This window comes from Flavobacterium sp. TS_SC_5 (assembly GCF_056156265.1).
The window spans coordinates 2,958,611-2,973,475 of the sequence record NZ_CM149588.1; the positions used below are offsets into that span (position 1 = coordinate 2,958,611).

General features: G+C 33.5%; 9 protein-coding genes. 5 read left to right on the forward strand and 4 right to left on the reverse strand.

Going from position 1 to position 14,865, the window contains the following annotated elements; genetic code table 11:
* Window positions 1-121: 121 nt before the first annotated feature.
* Window positions 122-1,456 carry a sensor histidine kinase gene (locus AC0J6S_RS12765; RefSeq protein WP_474954159.1) on the reverse strand — a complete coding sequence of 445 codons (1,335 nt, stop codon included), beginning with the start codon at window positions 1,454-1,456 and terminating at the stop codon, window positions 122-124.
* Between the two features lies 1 nt (window position 1,457).
* Window positions 1,458-2,801 carry a sigma-54-dependent transcriptional regulator gene (locus AC0J6S_RS12770; RefSeq protein WP_474954160.1) on the reverse strand — a complete coding sequence of 448 codons (1,344 nt, stop codon included), beginning with the start codon at window positions 2,799-2,801 and terminating at the stop codon, window positions 1,458-1,460.
* A gap of 181 nt (window positions 2,802-2,982) precedes the next feature.
* On the opposite strand from AC0J6S_RS12770, the gene AC0J6S_RS12775 reads away from it, so the two are divergent.
* From AC0J6S_RS12775 to AC0J6S_RS12795, 5 genes are all read left to right on the forward strand, one after another.
* The gene (locus AC0J6S_RS12775) at window positions 2,983-4,221 is read left to right on the forward strand and encodes an efflux RND transporter periplasmic adaptor subunit (protein WP_474954161.1); all 1,239 of its coding nucleotides are present in this window, start codon (window positions 2,983-2,985) and stop codon (window positions 4,219-4,221) included.
* Between the two features lie 105 nt (window positions 4,222-4,326).
* Complete coding sequence (locus AC0J6S_RS12780) at window positions 4,327-5,040, forward strand: ABC transporter ATP-binding protein (protein ID WP_474954162.1); 714 nt, start codon at window positions 4,327-4,329, stop codon at window positions 5,038-5,040.
* A 4-nt stretch (window positions 5,041-5,044) separates the two neighbouring features.
* On the forward strand, window positions 5,045-7,462 hold the full coding sequence (locus AC0J6S_RS12785) for an ABC transporter permease (RefSeq protein ID WP_474954163.1): 2,418 nt from the start codon (window positions 5,045-5,047) through the stop codon (window positions 7,460-7,462).
* Window positions 7,455-8,762: a TolC family protein gene (locus AC0J6S_RS12790; protein WP_474954164.1), complete on the forward strand. Its 1,308-nt coding sequence runs from the start codon at window positions 7,455-7,457 to the stop codon at window positions 8,760-8,762. Before AC0J6S_RS12785 ends, AC0J6S_RS12790 begins: the two co-directional genes overlap by 8 nt.
* 211 nt (window positions 8,763-8,973) lie before the next feature.
* Window positions 8,974-10,095, forward strand: coding sequence for a serine hydrolase (locus AC0J6S_RS12795; RefSeq protein WP_474954165.1), 1,122 nt, complete (start codon window positions 8,974-8,976; stop codon window positions 10,093-10,095).
* A 655-nt stretch (window positions 10,096-10,750) separates the two neighbouring features.
* Here AC0J6S_RS12795 and AC0J6S_RS12800 read toward each other — a convergent pair.
* Window positions 10,751-12,166, reverse strand: coding sequence for an FAD-dependent oxidoreductase (locus AC0J6S_RS12800; RefSeq protein WP_474956364.1), 1,416 nt, complete (start codon window positions 12,164-12,166; stop codon window positions 10,751-10,753).
* 368 nt (window positions 12,167-12,534) lie between these two features.
* Window positions 12,535-14,796 carry an acyl-CoA dehydrogenase family protein gene (locus AC0J6S_RS12805; RefSeq protein WP_474954166.1) on the reverse strand — a complete coding sequence of 754 codons (2,262 nt, stop codon included), beginning with the start codon at window positions 14,794-14,796 and terminating at the stop codon, window positions 12,535-12,537.
* Window positions 14,797-14,865: the final 69 nt, after the last annotated feature.

A 14,865-nucleotide genomic window follows, 5' to 3' on the forward strand; every position in this document is an offset into this window, starting at 1 on the left:
ATAAAATCTTTCAACAACATTGATTGCTATAATGGCATGTTCGAATTGCATATGACAAGAAATAATCCAATAACAATTATGTTTTTTCACCTCTACATTTTTGTTCTCTTTTTAGGATTAATTAATTATTTACCAAGCAAATCACAAAAGCGGTTTTTCCATTGTCATTTCTATAAGCCAGATAACCACCGTGGGCTTCGACAATGTTTTTGGATAACGTCAAACCTATTCCAGCACCTTCTTTTCTAGTAGTGAAAAATGGCAGGAAGATTTTGCTTTCTATTTCTTTTTCAATGCCTTTCCCATTATCGGTAATCATAATAAAGGTTCTTTTTTCTTTTACTTCCGCCGAAATAACAATCTGTTTCTTTACGCCATCTTTCAAAGCATAAATGCAATTAGTCAAAAGATTTATCAATACCTGCTCCATTTGTTGTGGGTCAATATTAAGTCTGCGGTCTAAAGCAATAGTATTTATAACTTCTATGTGTTCCTTTTTAAACAAAGGATTCATGATTTGACAACTGTTGTCAATCCATTTTGATAGTTCAATTACTTCTTTTTTGGGAGAAGGCAACATGGCCAGTTTTCGGTAACTTTCCACAAATTGCTGTAAATGGTCGCTTCGTCTCAACATTGTGGCAACACTGCTTTTCATATCGTCTAAATCTTCTGCCGAAATGGTTTCCTGCTGTACCAATTCCTGTAAATTTTGTGAAAGTGACCGAATAGGAGTAATCGAATTCAAAAGTTCATGAGAAATCACCTTCATCAGATTGACCCAAGCCTCTTTCTCTTTTTTCTCGATTACATTTTGAATTGAATCCAATAAGACAATAAAATAATCCGTATTGTAAATTTCGCTTCTCGAAGTCTGCATCACAAATGTTTGTGTGTCTTGCTGATTAACACGTATTTCTAATGACGTTTTAATTTCTTGAAAATCCTGTTCCTCAATAATTTCACACAAGGAAGGTAAATGATTTTTTAAGTATTTCCATTTGGAAACTTTTGGCACATCAAAATGTTTGGAGAAATAATCATTCATCAAAAAGATATTCCAATCATTTCCTTCCTTTTGCAGAATAATAATTCCCGTTTCAATAGTATTTAGAATAGAACGATACACTATATCTTTTGAAACCTGCTCGTTTTTTTTATTTTTTAGCCTTTCATACAGCTTGAACAAACTAGAATAATTTTGATACGATTTATGTTTGGAAAAATCCGATGTAAAATCATTTTGTAAAATAGAGGTGATCGTTCCATCATAAATCAAAAAGGCTTTTTTGATATAGAAATACATTTCGACTAAGAGAAGAAAAAGTACAAGAAGCCCAAAAAGTGCTGAAAAAAGTAATCCTTTTTGAAAAATAAATATGGAAATTCCAGAAAAGCAAAGAATAAAAATTAATCTAAGAAAAAGGAGTTGGTATATTTTTAAGGATTTAAACATATTAGTTGATATTGTATTTTTCTAAACGTCGATATAATGATCCTCTGGACAATCCCAATTCCTCAGCGGTTTTGCTAATATTGTTATTGTTCTTGAACAATATTTTTTCGATGGCTGTTTTTTCGACAGCCGAAAGTTGAATATCGTCTTGATTGTTCTCGTAAGCCGTTATTTGTTCCAAATCCAAGTCCGAAACGGTAATATGATTGTTCTCGCAAAGAATCACGGCACGCTCTATTCGGTTCTCCATTTCCCGGATGTTTCCGTTCCAAGCATGTTTTTCGATTTGTTCCAATGCTTTTTCGTCAAAATTAATTTCATCCCGTCCGTATTTAACCACCATTTTTTGCAAGAGATAGTGTGCCAAAGGGATTTTATCTTCGTCTCGTTCTCGCAATGGAGGTAACACGATTTCCATGGTATTAATGCGATAATACAAATCTTCCCTGAAGTTTTTATCTACAACTTCTTGCTTCAAATTCAGGTTGGTGGCTGTAATAATGCGTACATTCAATGGTCTCGCTCTCGATTCTCCTAATCGGGTTACCATTTTGGTTTGAATTATCTGCAAGAGTTTAGATTGTAAATGCAATGGGACGTTTCCTATTTCATCCAAAAAAATAGTCCCGTTTTGAGCCATCTCAAAACGTCCTGGAGTATCGATTTTAGCATCTGTAAAAGCGCCTTTGGCATAGCCGAATAATTCGCTTTCAAAAATATTGGAATTCAAAGAACCCAAATCAACATGAATGAAAGGATTATTTTTCCGCTCCGATTGGCAATAAATATGATGCGCCAAAACAAATTTACCAGTTCCGTTCTCGCCAAGGATTAAAACATTGGCATCAGTTTTAGCCACTTTATCAGCCAGAGAATAAGCTTTTTTTATAACATCTGAATTACCAACGAAGAATTCGTCTGCAATCTCGATATTATTTGGTTTCTTTTGCTCTTTCCGGCTTTTATCGACAGCTTGTTTTACAACGCTAAGTAATTTTGCATTTTCCCAAGGCTTCAAAATATAATCAAAAGCCCCTGATTTTAATCCTTCAACAGCCGTTTCTACTTTGCCAAAAGCGGTCATCAAAATAACGACAGTTTTTGGCGAAAGCGTTTTTATTTCTCTTAATAAATACAAACCCTCTTTACCATCCTCAAACCCAATTCTGTAGTTCATGTCGAGTAAAACCACATCTATTGTGTTTTTTGCTAATAATTCAACCACATTTTTAGAGTTAGTGAGCGTATAAATATTTTCAAAATGCTTTTTAAGTAGCATTTTTGAAGCAAAAAGAATATCTTCTTGGTCGTCTATGACTAATATGGAGGCGTTGGTCTTTTTCATTCTAACGGAATATCTGTATTTTTTTATTCAGAAAATGGAATTATTGTTCGGTTTTGGACAAATAGTGTTCAATTATGGACATTGTGTAAATTTTATTGAAATTAAAAACCTAATAATAAGATTATTACAGTTTTTAATTTTATGGTACGATTATCCTAATAGAATATACAAATAATAAACAATGGACACCAAAATCGTACGTAAAACTAACAAAAATAAGTATCTTTTAATCGTTTTGCCAATTATCTTACTCCTCGGGTATTTTGTCTTTACTTCTGTGACTAAAAAAAGAAGTTTGAACGTAAAAAAAGTTGAAATTACGATTAAGACCGTAGAAAATAATTTTTTCGAAGATTTTATGTCTTTTCAGGCAAAAGCCGTTCCTTTAAATTCAATGTTAGTTAATATCATTGAAGGTGGAGCCGTTCAGGAAATATTTGTTGAAAACGGCGATATGGTCGTTAAAGGACAGCCGTTAGTGCGCTTGTATAATCCTAATGCAGAATTGGCGTACATGCAGCAGGAAACAGCGATTATCGAACAAATCAATAATTTGAACAAAGCCAAACTCGATTTAAGAAATCAGGAATTGAATTTAGAAAAAGACTTGATCGGAATAGAACACGATTATCTTGATGCCAAAAACCTATTTGAATTGAACCACAAACTTTTTGACAAAGAAATACTTTCAAAAAATGAATGGGAAAAGACCCAAGAAAATTATCGTTTTCAAAAAGAGCGAATGAACATCATCAAAAAAAGTGTCAAAAAAGAAAAATTAGCAAATCAAGTCCAGATAGGACAATTGAATCAATCTATTGGTTTTATGAATAAAAGTTTGGATATTTTGAGAATGAATAAAAAGAATTTCCTAATCACAGCACCCATTTCTGGAAGACTTTCTTCCTTTGAACCTATACTCGGGAAAACCTATGTGCAAAATACAAGTATTGGTTCTATTGATGACAGGAAAGGCTATAAATTGATGGCCTACATCGATGAATTTTATTTGGATAAAGTTGCAGAGCAACAAAAAGGAACAGTAGATTTTGAAAACAAATCCATCGAAGTTCAAATAACCAAAGTGATTCCTGAAATTAAAAATGGTAGGTTTCAAGTAGAATTGGATTTTGTTTCCTCTGAAAAATTAGATTTAAAACAAGGATTGAGTTTTGGAGTGAAATTAAATCTGTCAGAAAAAACCAAGACGGTAGTACTTTCTAAAGGAAGCTTTAACGAAGAAACTAGCGGAAAATGGATTTTTGTTGTCAATGGCAACAAAGCAGAGCGAAAAGCAATCAAATTGGGGCGAGAAAACCCTTTGTATTATGAAGTTCTCAGCGGTTTAAAAGCGGGTGAAAAAGTGATCACGTCTTCCTATAAAGATTACAAAGAAGTCGAGATTTTGAATTTAGAATAAAGAAAAAGAGCTTAGAGGAAAGAAGCAAGAGTAAAGAATAAATAATAAATAATAAAGAATAAAGAGAAATAAACAAATATCATCAATCAAAAAACGAATAATAGTATGATTCAAATTAAAAATCTTTCAAGAGTATTTAGAACCGAAGAAGTGGAGACCATGGCATTAAGCGAAATTTCATTAACCATTAATCAAGGTGATTTTGTTTCGATTATGGGACCATCGGGAAGCGGGAAGTCCACTTTATTGAATATTATCGGATTACTTGATAGCGCTTCGAGCGGAAGTTATCAATTACTGAACCAGGAAATGATTGGGCTGAAAGAGAAAGAAAAATCGAAAGCTAGAAAAGAAAATATTGGCTTTATTTTTCAGAATTTCAACTTGATAGACGAATTGTCGGTTTATGATAATATTGAATTACCGCTGATTTACAATAAAGTTCCATCCTCTGACAGAAAGAAAAAAGTAGAAGCAATCGCTGATAAACTAGGGATTTCCCACCGATTGAAACATTATCCGCAGCAACTTTCCGGAGGACAGCAACAGCGTGTGGCTGTGGCAAGAGCCTTGATTAACGACCCAAAAATCATTCTTGCCGATGAGCCAACAGGAAATCTAGACAGTAAAAACGGAAATGAAGTAATGGAACTTTTAACTGATTTACATGCCAATGGAGCCACAATATTAATGGTAACGCACTCTAATTATGATGCTTCTTTTTCTCAAAAAACCATTTTAATGAAAGATGGAATGATACTTTCAGAAAAAGTTAATAACAGGAACGTGGATATATTAGTAACGGAATCTAAAAACTAAAATCATGCTAAAAAACTGGATAACTATATTTTTATACCACCTCAAAAATAATAAGCTATTTTCTGTCTTGAATATTTTTGGATTGGCCATTGGAATTTCAGGATTAATTTTCGCATTACTGTATTGGAATGAAGAACAAAGTTATGATGCTTGGAATCCCAAAAAAGACAATGTGTATCAGGTTTTAGTACAGTTAACAGGAATGCCAGTTTTTTCAGATTGTGCTTTATTCCTAAAACCTATTTTAGATAAAGATACTAATGTAGAAAAGGTAGTTTATGCTGACAGCTGGTATCAAAAGGATAAAATTATCTTCAAAGGGAAGAAAGAAATAGTTGATAAAATTATTAATGTTGAGCCTGATTTCTTTTCTCTTTTTCCATTTGAAATTATTAAGGGAGATGTGGTTTCAGCATTAAAAGATGATTCAAGTGTTGCTATTTCAGATGTGATTGCTAAACGAGTTTTTGGTAACGAAAATCCGATTGGTAAACAAATAACATGTTTGGATCAAATGTTTATAGTGCGCGCTTTGTATCATATTCCAGGGAACTCTTCAATTGCTCCAGATGTTATAATGAATAAAATGACGCAGTTCAAAAGTGAAAATACGACAGGACCTTTTATATTCAAGTTACTTCTTAAAATTAAAGATCCATCAAAAATTGAGAATACTCGAAAGAGTTTAGAGAAAACTTACAACCAAGATTTTGTTCGGAGAATTGCCAAGGAAGAAGGTTTTACTTTAGAAGAAATGGCTAAGAAAATGGGTCACTTTAATGTAGTTATAGAGCCACTTTCAAAAGCGAGATTGCATTCTATTACAGATGGATATCCAGAAGGGAGAGGTAATTATCAGTTTTTGTTGATTATGGTTGGGTTATCTGTTTTAATTCTCATCCTTTCGATTGTAAATTATATCAATTTGGCTACAGCGAATGCGGTTAAACGTGCTAAAGAAGTTGGTGTTCGTAAAGTTGTGGGGGCTTCAAAAAGTACTATTGTTATTCAATTTATTTTTGAAACTGCTCTAATAAGTTTATTTTCGATTTTATTAGCATTAGTTATTGTTGAGTTGACTTTGCCGTATTACAATGATTTTTTAAATAAGAGTTTACGAATAATTGGTAGTCAGTTTTATCTGCAATTACTTCTGATTTTCTGTATTACAGTTTTGGTAGCAGGAATACTTCCAGCCGTTTACGTTGCTAATTTCGAAACTTTAAAAGTTCTCAAAGGCAATTTTGGAAGAAGTAAAAACGGAATCTGGTTGCGTAACGGAATGTTGATTTTCCAGTTTACAGTGGCTACTTTCTTTATTGTTGGTTCTTATATTGTGTATCAGCAAATCGATTATCTAACCAATAAAAATTTAGGTTTTAAGGGAGATCAAGTGATTGAAATTAATTTGAATTTTCCTGATTCGGATTATGAAGTGAAAAACGTAGGGCAAAATATCTACAACAAATACAGTACAATAAAACAAGAACTGGCTAAAATAAAAGGTGTAGAACAAGCTTCTACAGGATTGATTTCATTTGATGGTTCAGATGATTCATTAGGAGGTGTATTGTACAATGATGAACTTTTTAAATCACGAACAATTGCAGTTGATTTTGGTATGTTCGAAATGATGAAAATAGAAGTAGTTAAAGGAAGGTCTCTTGATCAGCAACATGCTTCGGATACTATTACTTCTGTGGTGATTAATGAAACAGCACAAAAGTTGATGAACATGAAAGAGCCTATAGGAAAAGAACTAATTATCAAAGAACGAAAATTAAAAATCATAGGAGTTATAAAAGATTTTAATTTATTAAGTCCTGAAGTAGAGGTGTCAGGGATGTATTTCTATCATCTTAAAACGGTAGATATTGCTCAAAATATCAATAAGGTTTTTGTAAAACTAAAATCGGATAATATTGAAAATACAATTACCGATATTGAAAAATTATGGACAAAAATGGATCCAAAGTATCCTTTTAAATATGATTTTGTCGATAAACAATATGCAAGAACTTATGAATCGTATGTGAAGCAAAAGAATCTATTTTCATTGTTGAATGTAGTAGTAGTTCTAATCGCTCTTTTCGGGTTATTCGCCTTAGCTTCGTATTCAATACAAAGACGCATAAAAGAAATTGCCATACGCAAAACCCTTGGGGCAGAGACGAATGTGTTATTAAAAGAATTATCTAAACAATATATTTTGTATTGCATCATTGGGTTTTTAATCGCCTTGTTTCCTACCTATTATTTATTGAATAGGTGGTTAGAGAATTTTGCTTTTAGAATTGAAATGGCTTTGTTTCCATTTGTCTATGGGTTTATTATTTTGTTACTACTAACACTTTCGATAGTGCTTACAAAAGCCTTTCAAGCAACAAAAACAGATGTTTTAAAATATTTAAAATATGAATAAGAATTCAATTTTTACGTTAGTCTTTTTTTTAATTATTGCTTTAGGAAGTGCTCAGGAAAAATCTTGGAGGCTTACTAAATGCATGGAAACGGCTTTGAAGAATAACATCGAAATAAAAATCAGACAACTTGAAATAAAAAAAACAGAAAAGTCCCAAAACTCAGTTTTGAATCGAATGTTGCCGGCTATCAATTTATTTGGTGAACAAGGCTATAATTTTGGTTCCACCATTGATCCTTCGACTAATGGAAGAGTAAGTTCCAATATTCAAAATGATAATTTCTACCTGAATGCAAGAACAAATATGATAGATTTCAGTGCTTTTGCGAATGCTCAAAAAGATAAAATCAATATAGAGCAAGCTAAGGCCGAAAAAGAAGTAGTGGAAAACGAATATAAATTGCAGATTTTGGAAAGCTATTATCAAGTACTTTACGCACAGGAATTATTGAAAATTCAAAAAGAGCAATTTGTACAAACCACTTTTAATTTGGACAGAGTGACAAAAGAAGTTGCTATTGGCAGCAAACCCCAAAGCGATTTGTATGATATGCAATTGAGCTTTTCGGAGGAAGAAAACCGAAATTTAGAAACTGAACAATTGTATACTATTAAAAAAATGGAATTGTTTCAATTGATGAATGTTAGCGATGTGGGACTTTCTGATGCAATCGTATTAGATTCCTATTTTAAAGAAGGAGACACTGAAGATTTAGATGCAGGAATACGTAATCCTAAAATAAAACTTGCGGAACTCCAATACGAAAACAGTTTGAAATCGATTCGTGTAGAACGCGCTCTTAATTTACCTATGTTAACAGCCTATTATGGGTTTTCCTCTTTTTATTATAAAACATTGAATCAGATAAATTCAAACACGGATCCTTTTTTTACGCAACTAGAAGCTAATAAAAGTCATCAGATTGGGATGCAATTGACAATTCCGGTTTTCAATGGATTTAGGAATACTAAAAAAATTAGTGCTTCAAAAATAGAAAGTGAAAAATCAAAGTTGGTTATGGAACAGACAAAACAAGTCTTGCGCAATCAAATTGAATTGGAGAATACAAACAAAAGAAATTATACGCAGTTTCAGGATAAGTTGAACAAAAAAAAGTCTTATGCTAAAGCATCTTTGGCCACTACCCAAGCCAAATTTGAAAGCGGGAAAGTGGAAGCTGTTTTATATTCTTCGGTGAAAAATCAATCTCTCTCTGCTGAGTATGAAGTATTGAAAAACAATATTCAATTACAATACATTGACTTGAAAATTAATTTATTAAGAAATAATCAGTTATAACAATAATTACTAAAATTTAAAATCATTTACAATCTAGTATCGATAACTTCTTCAAATCCTGCATGAAATAGTTCGTAAATAGTTCCGTATGGACCACAAAAAACTCCATTATTTCTAATGGAGTTTTTTTTTTGATCTATATTTACCTATTTTTAGTGTAATAAAAGTCATTAACCTATTCCCTATAGTTCACAAAATAAATTAAGTAACTATGAAAAATAGTAGTCAAATTTTATTTATTTCCATAGTCTTCTTCATAGTAGGATGTTCAACCTTAAAAAAAAACATTCTTGAAGAAACTTTGTCTTCCAAAAATGAAAGTATAAAAAGAGTAATGGATAATCCGAAACAATTTGAACTTCAGATTATCTATACTCAGATCATACGAAATCAACATAATGAAGTGAAGTTTAAAGATTATACCTATAATGTAGATGCCAAAAATTATTTTTATCCTGCAAGTACTATAAAATTTCCCATTGCTATTCTAGCTTTAGAAAAATTGAACACGATACAAAATACTTCAATGAACTCTGAATTTTCAATCGAGGGAAAATCAGATAAAAATAAATTTACAGAGGAAATTTCGAAAATTTTTGCGGTCAGTGATAATGATGCTAGTAATAATTTATTAGAATTTATAGGTTTTGATTATTTAAATAAAAGCATGCATTCAAAAGGACTGAAACCTTTCAGAATATCACATCGACTGTCTACACCAGATTCAGGAAATCCAATAACTAAGTCTGTAACATTATACAATGATGATAATTCAATTTTGACTCTGCCATCAGTATTGAGTAAAAAAGACAACAAACCCTTACGATTAAAAAAAATAAAGAAAGGAATAGGGTATATGAATGATGAAAAACTCGTGCAAATACCCTTTGATTTTTCAAAGAAGAATTATTATCCGTTAGAGACTTTACATAATACTTTGAAACGAATTGTTTTTCCTGAAGCGTTTAAAAAGCGAGAGCGTTTTAATTTGACAAAAAAAGATAGGGAGTTTATTCTTTTTTCTATGCAAAATCTGCCCAAAAATGCAGGTTATGATCCGACTAAATATTACGATGGTTATTGTAAGTTCTTTATGTTTGGCGATTTAAAAGAGCCTATTCCTGAAAACATAAAAATATATAATAAGGTAGGGGATGCTTATGGTACATTAATTGACTGCGCTTATATTGTCGATATAAAAAATCAAATTGAATTTATGATTTCGGCAACAATTTTAGTGAATAAAGATCAAGTTTTTAATGATAATATTTATGATTATGATGAAGTTGGCTTCTCCATTTTTGGGAGAGTTAGGCAGACAACTTTACGATAAAAATTTTAAAAAGAAATCCAACTAATCTAAAGTTAAAGCAACTAAAAATTCATTTGGATAAAAAAGGTCCACCGGTATACTTGTATTTAATTCAGATTCGTCCAGACATGACCGCGCTTGTTATCATAATAGTATAGCAAATTTTTTGAAATATTTCGGTAATGATTTCTGATTTAGACCCTTTGATGATAGCCACAATACTTCCTGCTTTTCTTTTTTTTATTTGCAATGATAGTATATTATTCTTTACAAGATAAAGCAGTTTCATCTATCAATAGATTTTCACCTATGTTCTGGGGACAAAACAGCCATTATTTAGTATGATTGCGTTTCTCCCAAGATTTAAAGTCACTCAAAAAATCTTTATAATTTTTTGAAGCATTTTTCCATCTACACCATGAAATTTAGCTATTCTTTTGGTTTCATGAGGGTTAGATTCGACTAATATCTTTTTAAAAAAGAGTCGAAATCATAGGTAAATTGAGTGCCTTGTGCTACTATATTCCAGTCTCTAAAAACAGCTTTGTTAATGGTGAAAGTAATCAATTTTTATTTTTCTCCACAGCTTTTTATCTTGAGCCTGGTTTTGTAAATTTTAAATTAACTCATTGTGAACTTTTTATTCTCCTTTCATTTCCCACTTTGCGGTTACCATTTACTTTTTCTTCAAACGCCGACCCCTTGGTTCATCACCCTCATAAAGCACAATTTCAGAATGTAGAAACTGTGCTGCAGCTGCAGAGTCATTCACTTTTGTAGCACTGCGTTCTAACATTTCTGATTCAAACTCCTTTAATACACTTTCCCTTATTCCAACTTTTCTCCATTGCGATAAAGGTCTGCATCCTCTTTTGATCAAACGAGCCAATGATAGAGCATCTAGCAGCGCTTGATTTGCACCCTGCCCTTTGAATGGGCTCATAGGGTGAGCTGCATCTCCAATAAGAGTTACTGGTCCGGCTTTCGCCAAAAATTCCAACTTAAGTAATTCCCGATCATACACAGGATAGCCAGAAATCTGAGCTTCCAGAGTCGCTGCTAAAATCTGAGGAATAGGATTGTGCCACAGAGTTCTACGACGCGCTTCTTCCTTGAGTGCTTGAGGTCCTTGAGCACTTAACGCCTTAGCATCTTCTTCTAGCATTGGAAAACTCAATTGCCACATTACCGAGTCTGAATCATAAGGCATGATGTAGATTCGCTCATTGCCATTAGCAGTTTGAAATACAGTGGCCGAATCCAGTAAATGACTATTAAGACCTTCGAGTGCTTTCAAAGGACAGATGCCTAATATCACTATACAACCCAGATAACGTAAAGGGCTACTATCATCACCTATCAATAATCTCCGAACTGAACTGCGAATACCATCAGCTCCAACTACTAGGTCCGCTTTGGCATTCTTGATTTTTCCATCCACTTGAAAGTTTAGATCAACACCATTGTCCTCACATTCCTTAAAATCTACCAACTGATGTCCCCAATGTATCACATCATGCCCGCCTAGCTGCTCCAGAAGTGCTAAGCGTAAAGATTGTCGTGCGATATGGATATTGGTACGTTTCTGAAAAGTTTTCGCATCTGACTGTATCCACTTTCTGATTCCCCATTCCCCAATAACTTTTCCATCGGTAGTATGAACTACATGTCTTGTTGAAATTACCCCTTCTTCTAATGAAAAAATACCCAAACCTTCAATTGCTTTAGTGGCTTGTTGCAATGTAAGTCCATATCCCTGAGACCTGGCTTCAAAATTATCATCGCGCTCATAAAGGGTAAAAGGAATTCCGCGGTGCAAACAGGCCACAGCAAGAGCTACGCCTCCAATACCGCCACCAATAATGGCAAGGTGTGGATAGTTTTCTTTGTCAGCTATAGGAGGACTGGCAGAACGAAGCAGTCCCGATCCAGAACATTTCGGGCAGGAGTGAAGGTGTCCTTTAGGAGGAACCGGAATGGTCCCTTCGCCATTCGTCTTTTCAAACTGGTCTAATACTATCTGATATTGGAGTCGCGCTTTTTTGGTTAGCCCTCGACTTTTCTTGCCTCTACCTTGACATTCTAGGCACATAGTCCAGCTTGATTCTTTATTTTTCAATTTTTTTACTTCCTGTTTTATTTAAACTTTTTTATTGCTTTTCTCTTAAAGAAAAAACGTGGCCTTTACAATTGATGCTGGATTTATAAATAATGTAGTTATTAATATCTAATTACTTCTATCTAGTTTAACGTGAAAATTTTACATTTTTAAAAAATTACATCTCGTGGCAGTTTCGTAACTTTAAGACAAAAGAATAGCGTTGCAAAATTACTTTATTCATTTAAAACCATAACGGATTTATCAGCGCTAATTATTCAAATTTTATTTAAATACTGAATAGAATAATTAAAAATGAGTTTCTTTTAAAATATGAATCATTTTTTAGAATTAAGTGTACATCAATCTAAAGCAATTGGAGCTGCAAGACAACTATCCGGAATGTCAAATGCTTTTACTAATGAAACGGCATCCGGTCTAATTTCCCAGCAAAGCTGATTCACCATCTTACGAATGGCTTTCGTTTTTGCAGCTTCCACATAACCATCTTCAAGATACCATCCTTTATTTTTTTCCATTTGTGAAAGGGCATACAATTGACACAACTGAGTCATTATTTCCTTACTTTTCTTGTCCTCGATGTCTTCTATGGCTTTTTGAAACTGCTCTAGAACAATTCGTTCGAGATAAGCCTCAGATACACCAATCATTTGATGTTGCACCACATTAAAAGCATCATAAGGTTCAAGTCCGCCATCAATTAGTTTTTTCAATCGCTTTGCTGCTGATGCCAATATTGTTTTTTCTCGATATTGGAAAGCGCTCAAGTGAAATTCATTATCTATTAAATGGGATTCCTCAGTTTTGCGCGTTACAATTGGATTTTTTTCAGAAATAGCTGTTTTGGCATTTTCAAAAACGTAGTTAATTATTCCCATAGCATCCATTTCACCAAATGCCTTGCGAAATTCTGATAAGCGATTTTTAGCAACTAATTGCATTAATACGGTATTGTCCCCTTCAAAAGTAGTGTAGATTTCGGTATCATTTTTCAACGCGTCGATTCTATTTTCGGATAAATATCCTTTACCACCGCAGGCTTCGCGACATTCTTGTAAAACATCCGTGGTGCTCCAGGTTGAGTAGGCTTTCATTCCGGCAGCCAAGGCTTCAATTTCTGGCATTTCCGATTCTGTTCTATCAATATAACGATTCGTCACGTATTGTAATGCAAAATGAATGGCATACGTTTTTGCCAACAATGGAATCAATCTTCGTTGATGCATTCGATAATTCAAGATTGGAACTTCTGAGCCTGCTTCGGGTCCAAACTGCCTGCGTTTGTCGCTATATTGGATCGCTATTGTCAATCCTGATTTGGCTGCAGCCAAAGCTGATCTCGGAATCCCAATTCGGCCACCGACCAAAGTGCCCAGCATCGTAAAAAACCGTCTATTGTCACTTGGAATCGGACTTTCAAATTTTCCTTCTTCGTTTACCGAGGCAAATCGATCCAACATGTTTTCTTTTGGAATAACCACATTTTCAAAACGAATAGTACCGTTATCAACGCCATTAAGTCCCATTTTAAGTCCGCAATCACCAATTGTGATCCCTTTCAGGATTTTGCCGTTTATATCGCGTATTGGAACAATAAAAGCATTCACGCCGTAATCTATTTCATCAATAATTAATTTGGCAAAAACTGTCGCCATCTGACCATGTACTGCTGCGTTACCAATGTATTCTTTCTGCGCCTTTTCATGCGGTGTATGAATGGTAAAAGTCTGGTCATTATGGTTGTATGTTGCCGTTGTTTCTAATCCTTTTACATTCGAACCATGATTGGTTTCAGTCATGGCAAAACAGCCGGGTAACTGGAGTGAACCAATATCCTTTAAATATTTACTATAGTGTTTTTCGGTTCCAAGTGATTGTATGCTCATTCCCCAAAGCCCGAATTGTACACCAAATTTAATTACCAAACTTAAATCGTGATAGCTTAATGTTTCCATGATCGCAAAATAATCGGCTATGTTTTCGCCGCCGCCGTATTGTTTTGGGTACGCCATGTTTCCTAAGTTTTCGTCTGCAAGGATTTTACACCAGCCGTAAACTTTTTCACGATATACGGCAGTATCAGTCGAATTTTCATAGGCAAATTTAGGTCTGCTGATGATTGATTTTACCTTCTTAATAATTGTCGACTGTTTTCCATCCAGAATTTGGGTCAGTTTTTCAATTTCGAATGTATGAGCAGATTGATTATTTGAAGTAAAGGTTTTTGACCTTGTTTTAAAATTTCCAATTGCTTCTTCGCCTAAAATTCCCAAATCGTTTTCCAATTGCAGAAAATCAGCTGCGTGATCTTCGATATAAGAATTGTTTTCAGCAAGCGCCATCGAAACTTCAAATATAGATTTTAGCAAAGGATGGTGATGAATAACAGAATCAATTTCACTTTTCCATTCAGTAAGTTGTGCTCGGGAAGGCGGAACAGAAATCGCTACTTTTGAAAGAAGAAATTCTTGTTCTTTTTCGGAAATCCAGCGCTGTGAACCTATAAATTCTTGTAACGTAACGAATTCTTTTTGAGATAAAAGGTCATCCGACCAAACGAGATAAAAAAATGGGATAAAAGCCTTTAATTTTGAATTTTCCATAGTAAAACTTAATTAAAACAATAATTTCAGTTTGGTTAAGATAGGAAAATTTATTGACTAAAAGTGAGG

Coding starts and splice junctions, on each gene's coding strand:
- AC0J6S_RS12775 (WP_474954161.1), top strand. CDS start 2,983: ATGGACACCAAAATCGTACGTAAAACTAACAAAAATAAGTATCTTTTA.
- AC0J6S_RS12770 (WP_474954160.1), bottom strand. CDS start 2,801: ATGAAAAAGACCAACGCCTCCATATTAGTCATAGACGACCAAGAAGAT.
- AC0J6S_RS12765 (WP_474954159.1), bottom strand. CDS start 1,456: ATGTTTAAATCCTTAAAAATATACCAACTCCTTTTTCTTAGATTAATT.
- AC0J6S_RS12785 (WP_474954163.1), top strand. CDS start 5,045: ATGCTAAAAAACTGGATAACTATATTTTTATACCACCTCAAAAATAAT.
- AC0J6S_RS12805 (WP_474954166.1), bottom strand. CDS start 14,796: ATGGAAAATTCAAAATTAAAGGCTTTTATCCCATTTTTTTATCTCGTT.
- AC0J6S_RS12800 (WP_474956364.1), bottom strand. CDS start 12,166: ATGTGCCTAGAATGTCAAGGTAGAGGCAAGAAAAGTCGAGGGCTAACC.
- AC0J6S_RS12790 (WP_474954164.1), top strand. CDS start 7,455: ATGAATAAGAATTCAATTTTTACGTTAGTCTTTTTTTTAATTATTGCT.
- AC0J6S_RS12795 (WP_474954165.1), top strand. CDS start 8,974: ATGAAAAATAGTAGTCAAATTTTATTTATTTCCATAGTCTTCTTCATA.
- AC0J6S_RS12780 (WP_474954162.1), top strand. CDS start 4,327: ATGATTCAAATTAAAAATCTTTCAAGAGTATTTAGAACCGAAGAAGTG.